The organism is Bacillus sp. RO2, assembly GCF_012911845.1.
Classification (GTDB): Bacteria; Bacillota; Bacilli; order Bacillales; family Bacillaceae_I; genus Sutcliffiella_A.
Genome location: NZ_JAAXCU010000046.1, coordinates 17924 through 37168 on the forward strand (window position 1 = coordinate 17924; position 19245 = coordinate 37168).

At 38.7% G+C, this 19245-nt stretch carries 23 protein-coding genes; 4 read left to right on the plus strand and 19 right to left on the minus strand.

Annotation, left to right across the window (positions count from 1 at the left end; all coding sequences use genetic code 11):
• Nucleotides 1–2 precede the first annotated feature (2 nt).
• Nucleotides 3–692, minus strand: coding sequence for a hypothetical protein (locus HF078_RS13910; RefSeq protein ID WP_169291699.1), 690 nt, complete (start codon nt 690–692; stop codon nt 3–5).
• A gap of 34 nt (nt 693–726) precedes the next feature.
• Nucleotides 727–1119, minus strand: a complete 393-nt coding sequence (locus HF078_RS13915; RefSeq protein ID WP_169291700.1) for a DUF2085 domain-containing protein — start codon at nt 1117–1119, stop codon at nt 727–729.
• 538 nt (nt 1120–1657) lie between these two features.
• Here HF078_RS13915 and HF078_RS13920 point away from each other — a divergent pair.
• The gene (locus tag HF078_RS13920) at nt 1658–3139 is read left to right on the plus strand and encodes an esterase/lipase family protein (protein ID WP_169291701.1); all 1482 of its coding nucleotides are present in this window, start codon (nt 1658–1660) and stop codon (nt 3137–3139) included.
• Between the two features lie 41 nt (nt 3140–3180).
• Here the strand turns inward: HF078_RS13920 and HF078_RS13925 are convergent, their stop codons facing one another.
• Nucleotides 3181–3645 carry a YjdJ family protein gene (locus HF078_RS13925; RefSeq protein WP_169291702.1) on the minus strand — a complete coding sequence of 155 codons (465 nt, stop codon included), beginning with the start codon at nt 3643–3645 and terminating at the stop codon, nt 3181–3183.
• Between the two features lie 123 nt (nt 3646–3768).
• On the opposite strand from HF078_RS13925, the gene HF078_RS13930 reads away from it, so the two are divergent.
• Nucleotides 3769–4488, plus strand: a complete 720-nt coding sequence (locus HF078_RS13930; protein ID WP_169291703.1) for a DUF459 domain-containing protein — start codon at nt 3769–3771, stop codon at nt 4486–4488.
• Nucleotides 4489–4532: 44 nt separating this feature from the next.
• Here HF078_RS13930 and HF078_RS13935 read toward each other — a convergent pair whose 3' ends face one another.
• The 3 genes from HF078_RS13935 to HF078_RS13945 are packed head-to-tail and all read right to left on the minus strand — an operon-like array spanning nt 4533 to nt 6471.
• On the minus strand, nt 4533–5273 hold the full coding sequence (locus HF078_RS13935; protein ID WP_169291704.1) for a DUF5694 domain-containing protein: 741 nt from the start codon (nt 5271–5273) through the stop codon (nt 4533–4535).
• Nucleotides 5263–5688 carry an NUDIX hydrolase gene (locus HF078_RS13940; protein WP_169291705.1) on the minus strand — a complete coding sequence of 142 codons (426 nt, stop codon included), beginning with the start codon at nt 5686–5688 and terminating at the stop codon, nt 5263–5265. The genes HF078_RS13935 and HF078_RS13940 overlap by 11 nt, the downstream gene beginning before the upstream one ends.
• 21 nt (nt 5689–5709) lie before the next feature.
• A complete protein-coding gene (locus tag HF078_RS13945; RefSeq protein ID WP_169291706.1) occupies nt 5710–6471 on the minus strand; it encodes a Nif3-like dinuclear metal center hexameric protein in 762 nt (253 codons plus the stop codon).
• 297 nt (nt 6472–6768) lie between these two features.
• On the opposite strand from HF078_RS13945, the gene HF078_RS13950 reads away from it, so the two are divergent.
• Nucleotides 6769–8700 (plus strand): S8 family serine peptidase, encoded by a 1932-nt coding sequence (locus HF078_RS13950; protein WP_169291707.1) that lies wholly within the window; start codon nt 6769–6771, stop codon nt 8698–8700.
• A gap of 482 nt (nt 8701–9182) precedes the next feature.
• Here HF078_RS13950 and HF078_RS13955 read toward each other — a convergent pair whose 3' ends face one another.
• The 12 genes from HF078_RS13955 to HF078_RS14010 form a co-directional block, all read right to left on the minus strand.
• Nucleotides 9183–9329, minus strand: a complete 147-nt coding sequence (locus tag HF078_RS13955) for a hypothetical protein (protein ID WP_169291708.1) — start codon at nt 9327–9329, stop codon at nt 9183–9185.
• Between the two features lie 142 nt (nt 9330–9471).
• On the minus strand, nt 9472–11403 hold the full coding sequence (locus HF078_RS13960) for an endonuclease MutS2 (RefSeq protein ID WP_169291709.1): 1932 nt from the start codon (nt 11401–11403) through the stop codon (nt 9472–9474).
• A gap of 411 nt (nt 11404–11814) precedes the next feature.
• Complete coding sequence (locus HF078_RS13965; RefSeq protein WP_169291710.1) at nt 11815–12486, minus strand: DUF421 domain-containing protein; 672 nt, start codon at nt 12484–12486, stop codon at nt 11815–11817.
• Nucleotides 12487–12549: 63 nt separating this feature from the next.
• A complete protein-coding gene (locus tag HF078_RS13970) occupies nt 12550–13014 on the minus strand; it encodes an NUDIX hydrolase (protein WP_169291711.1) in 465 nt (154 codons plus the stop codon).
• A 1-nt stretch (nt 13015) separates the two neighbouring features.
• The gene (locus HF078_RS13975) at nt 13016–13381 is read right to left on the minus strand and encodes a hypothetical protein (protein ID WP_169291712.1); all 366 of its coding nucleotides are present in this window, start codon (nt 13379–13381) and stop codon (nt 13016–13018) included.
• 61 nt (nt 13382–13442) lie between these two features.
• On the minus strand, nt 13443–13943 hold the full coding sequence (locus HF078_RS13980) for a GNAT family N-acetyltransferase (RefSeq protein WP_169291713.1): 501 nt from the start codon (nt 13941–13943) through the stop codon (nt 13443–13445).
• On the minus strand, nt 13940–14728 hold the full coding sequence (locus HF078_RS13985) for an aminoglycoside adenylyltransferase domain-containing protein (protein ID WP_240951760.1): 789 nt from the start codon (nt 14726–14728) through the stop codon (nt 13940–13942). Before HF078_RS13985 ends, HF078_RS13980 begins: the two co-directional genes overlap by 4 nt.
• On the minus strand, nt 14721–15341 hold the full coding sequence (lepB, locus tag HF078_RS13990; RefSeq protein ID WP_169291714.1) for a signal peptidase I: 621 nt from the start codon (nt 15339–15341) through the stop codon (nt 14721–14723). The genes HF078_RS13985 and lepB overlap by 8 nt, the downstream gene beginning before the upstream one ends.
• Before the next feature lie 96 nt (nt 15342–15437).
• Entirely contained in the window at nt 15438–16106 is a 669-nt protein-coding gene (locus tag HF078_RS13995) for an HAD hydrolase-like protein (protein ID WP_169291715.1), read from the minus strand.
• A 14-nt stretch (nt 16107–16120) separates the two neighbouring features.
• Nucleotides 16121–16486, minus strand: a complete 366-nt coding sequence (locus HF078_RS14000; RefSeq protein WP_169291716.1) for a cupin domain-containing protein — start codon at nt 16484–16486, stop codon at nt 16121–16123.
• Nucleotides 16487–16879: 393 nt separating this feature from the next.
• Nucleotides 16880–17128, minus strand: coding sequence for a DUF2552 family protein (locus HF078_RS14005; protein WP_169291717.1), 249 nt, complete (start codon nt 17126–17128; stop codon nt 16880–16882).
• On the minus strand, nt 17125–17460 hold the full coding sequence (locus tag HF078_RS14010) for an iron-sulfur cluster biosynthesis family protein (protein WP_169291718.1): 336 nt from the start codon (nt 17458–17460) through the stop codon (nt 17125–17127). Before HF078_RS14010 ends, HF078_RS14005 begins: the two co-directional genes overlap by 4 nt.
• Nucleotides 17461–17626: 166 nt before the next feature.
• Between HF078_RS14010 and HF078_RS14015 the strand changes: the two genes are divergently transcribed.
• Nucleotides 17627–17839 carry a CDGSH iron-sulfur domain-containing protein gene (locus tag HF078_RS14015; protein ID WP_010194231.1) on the plus strand — a complete coding sequence of 71 codons (213 nt, stop codon included), beginning with the start codon at nt 17627–17629 and terminating at the stop codon, nt 17837–17839.
• A gap of 59 nt (nt 17840–17898) precedes the next feature.
• Here HF078_RS14015 and HF078_RS14020 read toward each other — a convergent pair whose 3' ends face one another.
• Nucleotides 17899–19230, minus strand: coding sequence for an MATE family efflux transporter (locus HF078_RS14020; RefSeq protein WP_169291719.1), 1332 nt, complete (start codon nt 19228–19230; stop codon nt 17899–17901).
• Nucleotides 19231–19245 lie beyond the last annotated feature (15 nt).

Here is a 19245-nt window from a genome sequence, read left to right on the forward strand (position 1 = left end):
CCTTATTTTCTTTCCAATATGCTTTTTATTTGATCTGTATACATCCTATCCAAACTTTCTGTTGTGTAATGAAAATTCTCCATGCTTGATTCTTTAGTTATCCCCATCTCTATTAAACGGGCATCAATTTTATTCAATATAAAGGTTGGATGTTCATCTTCATCTTCATAACCGCCAGCTTCATCATTCAAATCTATTTTCTTTCCATCAATGAGCTCGATCTTATAATAAAAATCCCCTTTACTGTGTGTGAATGGAATGTAATACCTGGCACCACGGACACCAGCATCTACTTTGACCACGTCATGAAAGTCATACTCCTTCCCTTGTGGATGTAGGAATGAATGGTCAATGATTTTTTGATCTGTTATTACTGTAACCGAAGAAAAGATAATATAAAATCCAATAATATTAGTTACGATGAAGCTGATCCATAAAACTCTACGCTTTCTAGTGACCTGAGTTTTCTCCCTATATTTCCTATAGAAAAAATATAAGAATATAAGAAATAAATAGAGAGCAATAATGATCATAAATCTAGAGGCAGGGTATTTAAATACCCATAACATATAATCCTCAGTTACAAAAACCAAGTATTGAAGATAACCTATTAAGCTGTATAGGAAAAAACTTAAAATTAGAACCACTAAACAGCCTAATAAGTAAACTAACGCTCGCCCTACTGTTTTCATCTTTATTTCCCCACTTCTAATAAACTGCCCACACTCAAGCCATAAAAAATTCTATAAGATTAGCAAAACCTTTAATCGCTCGATGAAACTGAAAAGAGCCTGCTACAATGATGCATGACATACCCATGCCACTGATTAACCCCGTTAATGATCGGAGGAAATTGTTGCTCACTCTCCAGCCTCGTAGCTGTGTATATCCATCTATAACCATTGGAAAGTTAAGGAGAACACCAACTACAAAAAGTTTAATAAACGAGACGTCTGCTGCTAGCCATAGTAATGGAACCACAGCTAAGTACCCCAACAATATTGACATACATCTGTAGCACATAGGGAATTGCTTTCCCCTTATTACAAGTGAGCGCTCCTTTTTTCTATGACAAGGAAAAAAGCGTAAGGTGATTACGGCATCAAAATATTCTTTCATTTGCCCTTCCCCTTAGTTAAATGGATTGCAGTCACAGTCTGTGCAATCCATTCCGCTTGATTTGCCTGATGACATTGGAAATGGAATATCACAATAAAGACAATCCCATCCCCCGCTACTCCTATTCCTCCTATCTCGCCTTTTCATATAGTAATGGATGCTCGCAAACAGTCCGATCATACTTAGTACAAGAAAAATGATACTAGCTATTAGCTCTGACGTTGAATTGGCTACGGCAATGCCATATATACTTCCTATTGAAGTTATACATAGTAAAGCCCATAAAATAAAAATCATTTGCAACCCTCTTTTGTTGTAAGTTAATTTGTTGAATACACATATACTCCACTCCATATAATTCTTCCAACAACCTAAAAATCCTGCTTCTTTCTGTCGAATATGTATCTTTTTTCCTATTAATATAGGCACTACTCCAAGTCCTTCCGCTCATTTTGATAAAATCTATTCTGAAAGTGTTCCCTTTTCCGATAGAATAGATGGGGAGATATCTCCTAATTTATTCAAAAGGAGTGTTGAAATGAGAAGGTTGGTGATTTTATTGTTAGTAGCTTTGCTAGTTGTACCAGTATCCGTGAATGCCGGCACCATTGGTGGGAAAGACAATCCTGGTGGTGTGCCAGGTCAGTGGTATGTAGGTGATACACCAAATAATGTCGATCCGAACAAACCGGTTCTTGTATTTGTTCACGGAATTAATAGCTCATCAAAGACTTGGTGGGAAAACAATAATATGTATCAAACAGCCTTAAATAACGGATATGAAACAGCGTTCATCGATGTTCATCCCGATAAGAACATGTGGGACAATGGTGCTATCATCAATAGTCGAATCCGTGATATATCCAATCATTTCAACCAAAAGAAGATAGTGATAGTTGCGCATAGCAAAGGCGGCATTGATGCACAAAACGCCCTTGTTCACTATGGAGCGCATCCTTATGTTTCTAATCTCATCACGCTATCCACCCCTCATTATGGATCGCAGCTGGCAGACCTTGCTTACAGTGGCTGGGCAAGCTGGCTTGCAAGTATTCTTGGTAGTAAAAATGATGCAACCTACTCGCTTCAAACTGGTTATATGAATAGCTACCGACCTCAAATGGATAATCATACAAATAGGAACCGCAATAAAATATATACCCTAGCAGGAACCAGTTGGGGCGGGTTTGGATCTGCTCTTTATTGGGGTGGATTATACTTAAGTTCTTATGGATCTAATGATGGTGCGGTTACCGTCAATAATTCCCGTCTTACTTACAGTACCCAGGTTCGGGTAAGCAACTGGAACCATACCACAGTCCGTGAAGGAGGTACATTCCAATACTTCCGTCCATACCTTACAACTACTCAGACAGCCGGCTTTGCACTTGCCGAGGCAGCTGCAACAGTCGAACCAATGGAACAGGAGCCAATCAACATAAGTGCACTTCATCGTGGCGGTCAGTTCCAAAAAGAAGTGAAACAAACCTTTACAGTGGAGGAAAATGTACAAAAAATTGACCTAGATTGGCTGAGCGACAAGAAAACTAAAGATGTTGAAGTGATTAGTCCGTCCGGAAAGGTATATACGAATTTTGCCCATTCCATCGATCAGGAAATTTTTAAAGGCGGACACCACCATACGTTCCAAATCTCCTCCCCTGAACAAGGACAATGGACAGTAAAAGCGAAGAAAGATAAAGCTGCCTATTTAATGACCGTTGGCTTCCACACAGACCTTAATGAAGAGGTTGTTTTGGAAGATGCCACATTTGAACTGAAAAATAAAGGGCAAAAAGTAAAACATATGAAGGTAGATGTGAAAATTAATAAAGATGGTAAGGCGAAAGCAGACTTCGGGATGAAGGTTGCCAATAAAGGTAAGGTAGACGTGGACTTCAAAGAGGTAGGCGTCTACACTATTACGCTTGATGTGAAAGGTACCACAAAAGACGGAAATCCATTTGAACGAACAATCGTGAAATCCGTTTATGTAGATAAGAACGGCAATAGATATTGATTTGCAAAGTGCTCTCCCTTTATGGGAGAGCACTTTTCACATCAGTCTAATTGTACTTTTCTAAATTGAAGGAATACTGCTAGAGCAATAAGTAAAGTTCCGATTAATACTTGTGACATCATAAAAACTTTTGCTCCAGAAGTTGGAGACCCGGATATCAATCCCGCTCCAGATAGTAAACAAACACCAAGAATACTCATAAATATGTTCAGTTTTACTCCAGGCTGCAGTAATTTCTGACCAATTACAAAGACTATATAAATAAAACTTAGCATCATGATAACTGGAAAAATGGGCTTGAATTTAATAGAGTAAACGAAGTAATCTAGTTGAGATATATTTCCCCTCTCTACTTCCCCATCATTTAACCAGGATGTAATAACTGCCGTATGTTTCCATTCGAACGAATTATCTACCAACTCGCTCCCTTCATACCAAGAAGCGAAAGTGGCGATGCAGAAAAACATAATGGCCAAGCCGAATGGAATGGTTCTTCTATAACTCATTTAATCTCCCTCCTAAAACAATTCTCTATTAAAATGAACGAATCTGAAAATGAAAAAGTTTCAATTGATCAGTTTAATTATTTTTACCACAGGGAACTACTACAACATTGAGGAGGTTCACCTATGAAAAAAACAATCATCTATACTGCCGCCTTAATTGTGGTTGCTCTTTTAGGGGCAGGACTTTATAGTGGCTATCAAGATAATACACAAACAAATAAATCTAAACATTCACCAAAGACTATGGTCACACTAGGTGATTCCTTGACTTATGGAGTCGGTGACAAGTCCGGTGAAGGATACGTTGAAAATTTGGAGAAGCTGATCCAAGAAGAAAAAGAGACAAATGTTAAATTGAAAAACTACGGTATCCCTGGACAAGAATCAGACGGTGTTGTAAAGCAAGTAAAGCTTACTAACATTCAGAAGGACATCCGAAACGCTGATTATATCATTCTCTTTATTGGCACCAATGATCTCATCCAAAGCAATGGTGGCGACTTAAAAGGAATCAATGAAGAAAAAATCAAAAAAGGCGCTGTGGAATACGAGAAGAACATACAAGATATCGTTAAGACAATCCGTCAAGAAAATCAAGACGTTCCGATATTATTTCTCGGGTTATACAATTCCTATCCAGATTCTGCTGAACACGAAAGTATCATTGATGAGTGGAACACAAATAGTCAAAGGTTGGTGAATGACTATGAACGCATAAAATTTATTTCCACTAATGATCTTTTTAACGAAAAATCAAAGGAGTATTTCAGTGATTCCTTGCATCCTAATGAAAAGGGATATGATTTGATTACTAAGAAGATTATCGATGAATATGATTTTTAACAGTGCAAACGCTCAGGTTTGAGCGTTTTTTAATTAGTGTTCATTCATACTAAGAGGTCCCCAACATTGTCAATAGTGTAGCAGTCCCCTTCTGTTACTAATTGATTTAACAAGTAAACATGCCCTACCCCATATATGACTAATAAACGATCATTTTCGCAGGTTAGACTTTTTATGTTTTTATAGATTAGTAAATTACGATAATACCAATAATTTGCGACCCAATTAGCTCCAATTGGATTGTCATTCTCTCCTATCAACGCAATATCCATATATAGCTGATGGCTCTTCCTCACTTGTTCAGTCCCATTCAAAAATAATAGAAACTCCCCAATAGTTGAGGTGTAAGATTTTTCATTGGCTTCTCCTATCATTTTTTCTATATCCATAAATATTTGCCTGGATTTTTGTGTTTCATGCTTTTGCATGTACCCGAATATATCTGGTACACCTTCTTCTTCGTTCCAATCTACTGCATATACATTTGAGTGACCTAACTCTTTCGCTAATTGAAATCCGATTTGATGTCGTTCATTAGCAGATATCTTAATGTTTCCTTCTAAGTATTTTTGGTATTCGTCTGTTAATCTGGAGTGATACTTTAACGGATATTCCAATACTATTTTTGTAGGAGCATATTCTTTTAGACAAGTTATAACTTTGTCTATCTCCAGTTTTTTACTTTGAGAAAAAATGTCCAACTCTTCCGTTTTTCCATAGTCTTGAACCGCAGACTTTTCAAAATGATCGGTACCTAATAACATGATAGAAGGTTTATTGATCATCGAATTGCTCCGTAATTTTATTATTTTTCAGCCCGAATTTTTTTATAGTTTCAATGTCCTCAGGATATGTATGTTCAATTTTCTCAAGTTCAGTGATAGATTTCCATCCTACTTCAATGATGGTGTTATCTGGATCATCTATCCCCATACTCTCTCCCATTTTTTCTACTTTAAAGTAATGAGTTAGAATTTCATAATCCTTCATAACTTTTTCTTTTATTAAAAGTTTTTCCAAGATAACAACCCTATATCCTGTTTCTTCCATCACTTCTCTAATACAACACTCCTCTGGTGTTTCACCAGTTTCTATGCCCCCAGATGGCAAAGCCCACCCCACATTATCATTTGCTCTCACCATAAGCACTTCATTCTTGTCATTTATGCATACTCCAGCTGAACCAAGCCACTTTTTCATAAGATATTTGCCTCACCTTCTTTATACGTGATTCAATTCAAAATGTTCTTCCTTCAACTCAAGCAGGGAAATCCCTTCGTCCGTTTCTTTCACTCTCTTGGCCAAACTCTCCACACCAAAAATCTCCGTAAAGGTATGACTTCCAACAAGTAGATTTACACCTGCAAACTTAGCATATTGAATGGTATATAAACTTGCCTCTCCAGTTATGTATGTATCGCACCCTTGTTCCAAAGCAAATTTAATTTGATCAGTTGAATGTCCTGCTCCAGTCAATACACCTACTTTCTTTACCTTGTTCCCATGGTTTTTCCACGCTCTTACAGGCTCGTCCAGTTCATTTCTCATTTTTTCTACAAGTTGTTCGAAACTTTTAGCTTCGTTAAACTCACCTATACCAGGTACACTAGAGTGCTTGTATTCAGAAAAACGTATGAAATTATCAATACCAATTTTATTCATCAATGAAGTACACGTACCGAACTCAATGTAGTCTAGTGGACCATGTATCCAGAAATGACTGATGTTATAATCTTTTAACCTCTTAATACATTCATCTTTCAATCCATAAATAAAACCCCATGCGTCATGATGGGTTATGATTAAGTCAACCTTTGCTTCTTTTGCCTGTTCAATCACTTCAATTGAAAGGTTGGTTGAAAATCCAATCGTCTTTATGGTGTTATTGGATGTGTTGGTAAACCCGTAATCGTCATCGAATTCTTCTAATAATTCTCTAGGAAAAAGCTCATTGATAATGGCGTTAAATTTTGTGATGTCCATAATTCCCTCCCAGTAGTCAGCATACTAACATTTCATTAATACCAATTATTTCAAATCACAATCATTAACTCAATACTTATTTTCCAATTAAGTCCAAACAAGTCAAATAGACTGCTTGGATTAACAACTCTATATCTATTTTATGAACATAAATCTACAAATCTTTTCCATTGGGAAATTAAATGCTTTTTGATGCTATTATTTCAGTCTTTTATTCTGAATTTTCCCAATATAAATTTTTCTTTTAATATGTTAAATTATTCATGTGTTACCAATTGAGAGGAGATGAGCATGAGGATGAAGAAAAAGGGTCAATCTAAGAAAGTGTTTTTATCCGTTTTATCAGCTGCAACTATTCTATCAACTGTTGCGCTAAGCAGTCCATCAACTGGGGGAGCAAGCAACTTTGAATTAGATTTCAAAGGAGTTAGCCAGATTACAGATAAGAAAGCAGTTTCTAAAAACGGAAAATTAGGTGAAGCTTCTTTTCTAGCAAATACAGAAAATGTTAAAATCCCAAAAGGCCTGAAAAAGAAGCTTGAAGTCGTGCCAAAAGACAATAGCCTGTACATTGTGCAGTTTGATGGTCCTATTTTAGAAGAAACGAGAAAAGAGTTGGAATCTACTGGTGCAACGATTGTAGATTACATACCGGACTATGCTTACATTGTGGAATACAAAGGTGATGTTGCGAAGGCAACAAACGGCATCGCTCACTTAGAATCAGTAGAGCCGTATTTGCCTCTTTATAAAGTAGATCCACTATTATTTACAAAAGGTGCTTCTGCTTTAGTAAAAGCTGTTGCACTTGACGCAAAACAAAATAACAAGGAAATGAACTTCAAAGGCATAGACGAACTTATTGATTATGCCGCAAATAATAACGTACTCTATATTTCCCCAAGACCAGAATATACAGTGTTAAATGATGTAGCGAGAGGGATTGTTAAAGCCGATGTTGCCCAGAGCAGCTATGGGTTATACGGGCAAGGTCAAACAGTTGCTGTTGCGGATACAGGACTTGATACTGGCCGTAACGACAGCTCCATGCATGAAGCTTTCCGCGGTAAAATCACCGCATTATATGCTCTAGGAAGAACGAATAATTCCGATGATCCGAATGGTCACGGTACTCACGTTGCCGGATCTGTTCTTGGAAATGGGACAAGCAATAAAGGAATGGCACCACAAGCAAACTTAGTATTTCAATCCATCATGGATAGCGGCGGTGGATTGGGAGGCCTTCCATCTAACCTGAGTACATTGTTTAGCCAAGCGTACAGTGCTGGAGCAAGAATTCATACGAACTCATGGGGTGCTGCGGTAAACGGTGCTTACACGACTGATTCCAGAAATGTCGATGACTATGTTCGTAAGAATGATATGGCGGTCCTTTTTGCAGCTGGGAATGAAGGTCCAGGCAGCAGTACTGTTAATGCACCAGGTACCGCGAAAAATGCCATTACTGTAGGAGCAACAGAGAATTATCGTCCAAGCTTTGGATCATATGCGGACAACATCAATGATGTTGCACAATTCTCTTCCCGTGGACCGACTCGTGACGGTCGTATCAAGCCGGACGTAATGGCTCCAGGAACATTTATCTTATCAGCACGATCTTCCCTTGCACCGGATTCTTCTTTCTGGGCAAATCATGACAGCAAATATGCATACATGGGCGGAACTTCCATGGCAACACCGATTGTTGCTGGAAACGTGGCACAATTACGCGAGCATTTTATCAAAAACAGAGGCATCACACCTAAGCCATCCCTATTGAAGGCAGCTTTGATTGCTGGTGCAACGGATGTGGGTCTTGGCTTCCCGAACGGCAACCAAGGCTGGGGCCGTGTAACATTGGATAAGTCCTTAAACACATCATTTGTGAACGAGACAACCTCTCTGTCCACAAGCCAGAAGGCAACATATTCCTTCACAGCAACTGCAGGCAAACCACTTAAGATTTCTCTAGTTTGGTCTGATGCTCCTGCAAGCACATCTGCTTCTGTAACGCTGGTGAATGATCTTGACTTAGTAATTACTGCTCCAAACGGAACTCAGTATGTAGGAAACGACTTTACGGCTCCTTACAATAATAATTGGGACGGCCGTAATAACGTAGAAAACGTATTCGTTAATGCACCACAAAGTGGGACATATACGGTAGAGGTTCAGGCATACAATGTACCTCAAGGACCACAGGCGTTTTCATTGGCGATTGTGAACTAAAATTGATTTTTGGATAGACCACTGTGACCGAGAGTTTGAGGACTTTCGGGTGCGGTGGTTTTTCGTTGATTTTAGGGGGAGGTTGGATAGGCTGAATTGCATAGCTGCTCATTGGATAGTTGTTTTGTCCTTATGTACCCTGAAAGTGTCCGCTTTGGCTGAAGTATAAGCTTAAATCATGGTAATTGTCCGAAGTTTTTGTGAAGTTGACCGAAGATTCCGCATTTTTGACCGAAGTTTCTCCAAAGTTGACCGAAGTTTTTGTCTTTTTGTCCGAACCGAAAATTTAAATGTCCAAACCTCGCTTAAAAGTGACCGAAAACCGTCATTCCTTGTCCGAACCCACCACTATTTCGTCTTTGAAATGTCCGAACAGTTATTCAATTTGACCGAACCATTTTCTCACACATAAAAAAGCACCCAGGAGCACACCGACTCCAATTAATAGAGCCGCCATTCCCAGATGCTATTATTCACTCAACCTATTCTTCGTTTGTTTCCCCAGTATTCGTTTCATTTTGTTCCATGTTCGTTTCGTTGTTGTTCATTTCTTCATTCTCAGCAGCGCATCCAGTGGCAAGAGCTAATAATAATACGGAAGATGATAAAGCCATTAACATTTTTTTCATGATTGAACTTCCTCCTTGAGCTATGCTTGTTTTAGTGGATTACAAGCTTAATCATACAGAAAATTCAGCCGAAGAAAAGGTTTTTTACCAATAATTAACACCAATTAAACAATGTTTACGTACGCTTTACATCCCCTAAATATCAGTCGTCTGACTCCTCTAAGATAACCTCATCTATATGGCGTTTCTTCATTTTATTTCGAAGCTTACGGTTTTCTTTTGATTCAAAGACGATATCCATATCATAGTCTTCCGTATATAAATCCTCTGCTTTAATGTACAGGGAAAGTCGCTTATGGTTATAAGTTTCCAGGCGTCCTTTTACCATCACTTGCACATCTCCTTTCTCATCAGCCGGTTTATAAACGATACCGAACTCGCCGATAGATGGGATCTTTACATTGTCACCTTTCTTAAAAATGATGTCCTGTTTTGTTTTTTCTTTTTCTGGATGCTTCATTTTCCTAACGTATTTTTGATTCATGGCTAGTTGCCTGTCGAGCTCATGTCTTGGCTTTTCCGATTTATCTGTGTAATCTTTTGTTTCTTTGTACGTGATTTTATGTGCCCGTTCGATCAACTTAGGATGCATGCCAAGGCGTAACGCAATAGCAAATGCTTGACTATCCCCACCTTTTCCGACAATAAGACGATAAGTCGGCTTAAGGGTCTCCACATTGAATTCCATCGAGCCATTGCAGAAGCCTTCCTGTTCATTGGCAAATTCCTTAATTTCACTATAGTGGGTGGTGGCCAACATCGTTGTTCCTTTGTTATATAGCTCTTCTAAAATAGAAGTAGCAAGTCCCATCCCTTCTGCAGGGTCTGTTCCGGAACCGAGTTCGTCAAGCAGGACCAATGTCTGAGGTGTGGACTCAGCTAAAATTCCAATAATGTTTTTCACTCTGGATGAGAAAGTACTTAAAGACTGTTCAATACTTTGTCCGTCTCCTATATCAACCAAAACCTGATGGAAGATTGCTATTTCGCTGCCTTTTTCAGCAGGAATGTGCATGCCACATTGGGCCATCAGCGTTAGAAGTCCAACCGTTTTAATCGTGACTGTTTTTCCTCCGGTATTAGGACCTGTAATGACAAGCGCATCGTAATCTTCACCGATAACCAAATTTAAAGGCACTGCATTTTTTCCAAGTAACGGATGTCTAGCACCTTCCAATCGGATTACATGGTGTTCATTTATCTGCGGTGCCGTTCCATCAAGCAATAAGCTGTGCTTTGCCTTTGCAAAAATCACATCATAGCTGACCATCAAATCCATCGCCAATTTGATTTCTTTTTCGTGCTCCTGGACTAAGCCAGTAAGCGCAAATAGTATTTGCTCCTCCTCTGCCTCTTCTTGAAACTTCAGCATACTTATGGAGTCCTGAATGATGCTAATTTCTTCTGGCTCCATGTACACGGTGGATCCGGAAGCAGAAACATCCAGAACCGAACCCTTAATATTATTTTTGTATTCTTTTTTGACCGGAATGACATACCTACCGTTTCTGGTACTAACAAGGCTTTCCTGAAGATACTTACTGTACTTTGTCGACTTCACTAGCTGCTCGATACGATTCTTGATGCGCTCCTCCAAGGTAGATATCTGCTTTCTTACTTTTAGCAGTTCCTTGCTTGCGTAATCGTCTACCCTTCCATTTCGTATGCAACGGATTATTTCTTCCATAACATGAGAAAGCTCCGAAACAGAGTAAATATAGCTGGTGATGACAGGTGCTACGTACTCCTTATCCTTCATAAAACGTTTGAGCTTTTCAATGGTATCTAGGAAATCATGTAGTCCCATCAGCTGGTCTGGTCTGAACGTAATCCCCTTGTGAAGATTTTTAAGGATATACTCAATGCCTTGCAGACCGTGAATTGGTACGCTTGAACTAATGGCAAGTATCTTTATTCCTTCTGTCACTTCGTTTAGCCATGCTTCAATCTGTCTTTTATTAATGGATAGTTCTAATGCCAAGACAGCGTTTTTTCCTGGCTCTGATATTGCAAAAGATGCCACGTCTTTCTTTAAATCTGTAAATTGTAAAGCCTGAATTGTTTCGTTGTTCACTGTATTTTCCTCCTAGTAATTAGTAAGCAGTTTATTGGATGCAGTCACTAAAACCGTGCAAGGAAATGTTAAGAGCAGGGCGAGAAAAATCTAAGCATATAAAAAAACACAAAGAACAACACTCGTCCTTTGCGTTTTGAATGGTAGTTTTAAAATTTAAATGCACAATAGGTAGAAAAATACCTATACTCATGCTGTAACTATCATTTTATGGAGCAGGCGCAAACCCGTGTTCTTAACATTCCGCTATGAGAAAAAAAGCATAATCAAACAGAGCTCGACATTATCGAACTTTTTCCTCATATCGCACGTATTTGATTACGTTTAGTTAAGAACTACCTTTTCCATAAAACAAACTCCTTCTGTTTGAAGATACTTACATTATAATGGATGCCGTTTTGAAAGTCACGCCTAATTTTGTATGTTATTCCGTTTATTAATGATCAATTTCTTAGTTTTCTCATTAACATAGGCGTAGAGGATATCTTTCACGTCGATTTGTCGGATTGTTAAATGGTCTAGCAGCCACTCTTTGGATCTATTCAGCAACTTTAGATTCTTATATTGAATTTTCCCATCAATGATAACTGAAATTGGCAATCCCTCATCATCAATAGATATTTCAAGATGTTGCACCGTCACAGGGGTGTTTTCCGGCTTTGGAATGATGCTTATCTCCCCAATCGGTTCTAAAATGGCATAGTCAATGTCAGAGATTTTCGGGTACCCTTTACTTCTTAGGATGGAAAGAAGCTGTGCGATGGATACCATGGTTTTTTCCATATTATCCTCTACTATTTGTCCGTGCTTAATGAGGATGGTCGGTTCTCCCAGAAAGAAACGATTGCCCCATTGCCAAAGGGTTAGTTTCGAAAATATTATGTGTATGATAACAAGCACAGCAAGAGCACCGAGCGTAGGTAGGTATTCTGTACTGATTAGCGGTTCTGATGCCACAGTTCCAACAATAATAATGGCTACTAGGTCATATGGGGTCATCTGTACGATAGTGGATTTCCCCATTAATCTCATAATGGCTATCGTAATTATGTATATCGTCAATATTTTTAATAGCAGAATCATGGTTAACTCCTCATATCTCTTTTCGAAATATGATGTCCATATTTATGGATAATATCCTGTGATTCAGTTGCTTGCAATTAGATGCTCGGTGGTTTCAGGTATATCCTTTACCGATTTCTTCAAAAATTCGGGGTATAAAACTACATCTTCTAGCTCAGAAATGGGTACCCACTCGTAAACCAACCTTTCTCCTTCCATCCCATGAAATGGTCCTTTACTAAGTTCTTGTTTATCCTCAGTTGAAACAAGATAATAAAAGCCTATTTCGTGCACTTTCTTTTCACGGTATTCAAAGAAGTTTTCAACGATCCAAACTAACCTTTCAATTTTTACAGATAAATCCAGTTCTTCTTTAAATTCCCGTTGCAGGCTGAGTGGAGATGCTTCATTCATCTCTACTCTTCCACCTGGAAGGGACCAGATTTTGTCTCCGCTTGCTCTGTGAAGGAGGATACGGCCGTCCTGTATCCAGATACCTGCCACTCTGTAATTAAAAACCGCTTTTTCTGTATGGAAAACGACATCCATTCTATTCGCCTCCTTTGAAATCATTTATTATGGTTGAGATTTGTACCGTTAGAGATATTTGACTACTAATCATCCAAATTAGAAAAGCGATTAAGAAAATAGAATAGAAAGTTACATACCTTTTCCAACTACTTTCAGGTCTTAATGGCTTGTAAGAATTTTTGAATATCAAAATAATAAACATGAAAAAGAACGTAAAAGTTACATTCCAATAAGTATCTGCTTCTGATATCAGCTCGATTGCTTGTATTGCTTCATTGGTAGGAGTTTGTATCACTTGATTTTTTATTAAATATCCTTTTTCAATAGTTAGAACATCATTTTCATGAAACTGATACGAGTATCCTGTTAAATTGAAGTTGTTCATATTCGTAAATATCAAGAGGCTAAGAGAAATTATTATATAAACAATAAAAAGATGTATGTTTTTAATTTTTGAAATGAGATCCACTCCAAACTTCTAATGACTTAATGAATACCACCCGATCCTGACCGATCCCGTCGTAGTCCTTATGAATGGGAATGCCTTCTATCACCATGTCCCCATCCCTCATTGAAAATCCCATTTTTGTATGAAAGTTAATGGATATGTTATTGACAGGTGATGTTACACAACGCACTTCTTTACACCCTTTTTCCTTAACTGACTGAAAAAAATGTTCATAAAGTGTTCTTCCGATATTTTTCTTACGCGACTTGGGGTTTACCCCCACAAAATGTATGTATGCTTGTTCTGGATTTGAAGGAGAAACGAAGCCTATCACAAACCCAATTATCTCTTCGTTGTCTTCTAATAGAAAACTCGTGTTTTTAAAATGATGAATGAATAATCGTGGCAGCATGTCGACCATGTCCCTGCCGCCCCACCATGTGTTAAGGTTCTTGGATATACGGAGAAAGTCTTCGTCTTTTATGTTTCTTATTTTCATATGATTGACCCTTCCTCACATTTTTCTATCTCACCTTGAATGTAATCTCTTATTCTCGTTAACTCTTCTCTCTGAAATTCTTTTACCCTAAGGCCTTGATAGCTCTCAGACACTTTTTGGATTGTCTCTTTATATTCAAGTGGAAACGAAGTCAGCCCATGTCCCCCTGCTTCTAGCTTAGAAGAAATCACTCCATCTTTTACGTACCAATAAACTCTTATCAAGTTCAGCACACAATATACGGGGTCCGATTCTACGTTTTTTAAACAATCATGGTAATCTGCAAGGATTGAAGATAAATAGTGAGGTTCGGGAATAACGGGAAAAACGTCTTTTATCGGAGGACCTTCCCAGCATATGCCGCTATGATTTAGTATAGTGATGTGAGCTGCCAGATCAGGGTCCACTTTATGATCATTGTTTATTGCTCCGTATGTACCCGCTGATAGTTCCCGCTCAAAGCTTTGTCTCCACCCTTCACTATAGTGAAATTCATAGGGACATGGATGAGTCCAATTATTAAGTTGGTTTTGTGTTAAAAAGCTGATTTCAATCGGGTATGGGTCGTTTGAATTGGCAAGCAGGAATTTTGCTAATTGGCATTGCGTAGCGATGTCCAACGAATTTTTCAAGACTACCAATAAGTCTACATCACTGCGATTAGGGTTGAAGCCACCAATTGCCAGAGATCCATGGATATAAATTCCTAGGAAATTATCTTCTGTGATGGCTCTGATAGTATCTGTTAAATTGTTAAAGTAGTTTTCCATATTCGTATTATTCAACTGTATCCACCCGATTGAATGGGTAATATCTCAGCACGACTTTTCCCATCACGTTTTCTTTTGGAATAGAGCCTATTTCACGACTGTCCCTGCTGTCATTACGGTTATCCCCCATCACAAAAACATGACCTTCCGGAACTGTCAATTCCTCAAATGGGTATAGCATTTCTTCTTGTATGTACTCTTCTTCTAGTGCTTCCCCGTTCCGATACACAGTTCCTCCGCGATATTCCAACTTATCTCCCTCTACACCAATCACTCTTTTAATCCAGTAGTTTTTTCCTTGTGTTTCATTTAACAAAGCGTTGACTAATGGACTTTCCTTAAAATTATCCGTCAAGCTTCTTTCTCGCTCCACCCGACTGTCGATGACAACAATATCATTGTACTTTGGATCTATCCCAACCATGTACCCGCTTTTAAAGATTAATACTTTATCACCATCATCCTTGTTGCTCCAGATATCCTCCCCTTCTAACGTAGGCTCCATGGAACTCCCTTTAACGGTGAACGGCTGAACAACCAATGCGCTGACAAGAAACGCGAAAACGAGGCCGATTACGCAAGCTTTCCCCCAACTGAATAATTCTTTTTTAATTTTTTCTGTTTTCATATGTATCACCCTTATTCTTTCGACGATTTGAAAAAATTTTTAATTCGTTACTTGTCCTATTAATACGAAGTTGTAGGGTAAAAGTTCCAATGTTTATTAATTACTTTCAACTTTTTCATGGAGGATATTTTTCAACTCTTCAAAACTACTGATTACCAAATCCGCATGGGCAAGTTCTTCTTCTTGTGCAAAATCAAACCTGCATCCGATTGCCGTCAACCCATTTCCCTTTGCCGCATTTATATCCGATAGGCGGTCCCCAGCAACCGCACCATGTTGAATGGAGTACTTCTTCACTATCTCCCCTACAAGCTTTGTTTTGTCCAAAGACTCAATTTTGTCGATACTAAAAACCTCTGTTATCCACTTCGTCAAATTATACTGTTCCACTATTGCACGAAGATAAGGGGTTTGCCCATTGCTTGCTATGTAAAGATCAACATTCCGCTTTTTCAAATACTCTAGTGCTTCCTGGACTTTTGGATACAGAGCCCCATTGCCATTCTTAATGTGGTTTATTAGCTTTTCATGGAAAATTTGGTTTGCCGCGTTCCTTACTTCAAGTGAATAGGAAGGTAAAAGATTTTCCCATACTACTGGCAGTGGTACTCCCATAATTCTTCTATATGTATCAATGGGAGTAGGTTTTTCTTTCTCCCAAATATTCATTTCTACTAACAGCTTGAATGTATCATCTAAAGCCAACTCTAGTATTCTATCTGTTTGAAAAAGTGTTCCGTCCATATCAAAGATGATTGCTTGCATTGTTATGCACTCCTTTATCTTGTTGTTTTTCTTTCTTGAAGAAGGGAGGTATCTAATGTTTTGGCTTCAACTACCAACGCAAGCACCCCGTTCTCACTACCTGATTCATGCCATTCTCCCTTGTCCCACATGACTCCCTCTCCACTTTTTATAGAGATGCGTTCCCTGTCTGTTCCAGTTACCCAGCCCTCCCCTTGGACAACAATAAACAACTGCTGCATGGTTGCCTGATGATTTCCCACCACTCCGCCAACATCTATTTGTATAAATCCCACATTGTTTTCCTGCTTGCTTCTCAATACCTTTATGTAATGTGCCTCTTGGGAATCGAATTGTTTTATTGGAGAACCTACTTCTTTTTCAAATCGGAAAAATTTCATTGTATTCTCCTTTCACCTTATACAATTAAAAGCAGCCTCAATTTGTATGACCTTTTCATATTTTTGGCTCCATTCTGAAAATTATAACTGTAATTGGGAGGGGTGTAAATAATTGGTTCTATTTTTACCGAGAATATAGGTGATTTCTATCAATTTACTAGTCTTTATTTTTACCAACACCATTTACTGTCCAAAACTCACTGTTTACTGTCGGTTCGGAGTAAAATACTGTCCAAACTTTAAAAATACAATCCAAAGTGCACCATTTTCTGTCCAAACTCAACACAATACAAGCCAAATGACACAATACGACAAATACCTTCGTTGATATGATAATCCCAACACAAAAAAGCCGAAGAATAAAGTTCCCCGACTTTTTCGACCTCACTTATCTTAACCTAGTACATCCGTAATCCCGTCCATATTCTCCGAGATCCATTCCACTGCCACATCCAGGTTCTCAAACTCTTGAACCTCAAATGTTACTTCATCCTGAAGCAGCCATACATCTTTGTCTTCATGATTGATGCCACCAATCGACCAGTGTAGCAAGCTGTAAGGATGATTATGATTTAAGAATGACGCCCACGTTTTGGAACGAGCCACGTTCTTCAACGAGTTAAGTTTACCCCCATTGCTCATTTTGCTCCCTCCACTATCAATAAACTCATTCGTGGATTTAGAATCTGGCTCGGACATTTCAACATATAGCAGTTTGCACTTTCTACAAAATCGACTGTCATGTCCTCATCAAAAAAGACTAGCTTGGACTTTTCCATTAATAATGGACCAATGTTTGTTTCCAACTCCACATCATCATCGTCTTTTTCAGGTGTGATCCATAGTGCGGAAACTCCGCTAACGACGCATCCGCATCCATCTGTATCATATTTTAGCTTCAACCATTTTCCTTCTTGGTTTTCAAGCTTTGCTTTTACTCTTTCTGCTGCTTTCTCTGTGAACGTTACTTTCACGTTTCATGCCTCCAACTGTTTCATTGTTAGCATGATTGTACCATATATTGCTGATTTGTATAACTAGAAGGCATTTGGAAAGGATGGTAGTGGATAAGTTCTTGTTGTCAAAATGGATAATTGTAGGTACGATACTAATATCTTTATCAGAAGGAGGAGATTACCAATGTCAAAAGTAACAATTAAAGTAATGGATAACGGAGGCTTCCGTGTAACAGGTGATGTAGAGTTAGTTGATGCAGAAGGAAACAAGTTTGAGGACAAGCCGGCATTCACTTTATGCCGTTGCGGCCTATCTAAAAAGCTACCTTACTGTGACGCTTCCCATAAAGGGAATTTTGAATCCTGTGTGCGGGCTGCCCAAGTATTAAACGACTGATTTGGCGCAGCCGTAACCAGCAAAGCTTGAAGGGGGAAAACACTTCCCCCTTCTTTCCATTATGAAAAGTGGAGACGCTTAAGTTTCGGAAGATAAAGGGATAAAAAGATAGAACGACCAAGACTAAATACAACAAAAGCCAACCAGATTCCCTGATTTTTATATACAGGCACGAATAACCATATGACCAGCAAAAATACAAGTAATGCAAGAAAGATAGAATCTCTGATTGACTTCGCGTCTGTGGCCCCTGAAAATATCCCTTCAAGTTGCAAACCCCAAAAACCGACAAATGGGAATATTACCATCCAAACCAAGTTCGCAATTGCCATATCCTTAACCGAGGTTATACTGGTAAACAACCCGACAACACCATGCCCAAATAACCACATAAAGACAGCCAATGTTACAGCAGTTCCTAGCCCCCAAACTGCAGACAAATTTACAGCTCTTCTAAATAGGTAGGAATTTTTTCCTCCTATAGCTCTGCCCGCTAGAATACTGGACGCATTGGCAAATCCTCCAATTAAATAAGCCATTATATAATGAATTTGTAGCAAAATAGCATTGGCAGCAAGGGTCACTTCTCCCATAGCGGCACCAGTGGATGTAAAAATGCCGGTCATGATCAACAAACATACCGTTCTTAAAAAAAGATTCCCATTTACCTTTACCATCTTCATCAAAGGTTCTGGATCTAAAACCATCCTACGCTTTACTTTGGAGAACCCTATTCTGTTATGTCTGGCAATGATGAATCCACCAAAGAGAACAGCACTTATTTCAGAGATAAGTGTGGCATAGGCTACCCCAGCTACTCCAAGTCCTAACACCAATACAAAAACAATGCTAAGGACTATATTCATTAAATTCATAACCAATTGGGTGGCAAGCGATAGCCGTACTTTGCCCATCCCGATTAACCACCCGATAAACACATAACTCATAAGGATAAATGGCGCCCCCCAAACGCGAATGGAGAAATAGGTGGAGGCAAAGGAAGATACCGCGTCACTCCCTCCTATTACTTTTAATGCAATATGTAGGATTGGCTTTTGTAAAATAATGAAAAGCAGGCCAAAAATTATGGCGATACACATTGGCCTAAGTAAAGTTAATATGGTTTCATTGATATTATTAGAACCGTGTGCCTGTGCTGTAAAGCCACTTGTACTTACTCTAAGAAAACCAAGTAGCCAGTACATCGTATTGAAGATGACTGCACCAATTGCGACTCCACCTATGGAAGATGGATCAGGCAGCCTTCCAACAACTGCAGTATCGACCGCTCCTATTAAGGGCGTGGTAATTCCTGCTATAATCAGAGGTAATGCAAGTCCCATATACTCCTTGTTACTATAGGCTGCTCTCTCTTTTGATACTATTTCCATACTTTCCTTTCCTTT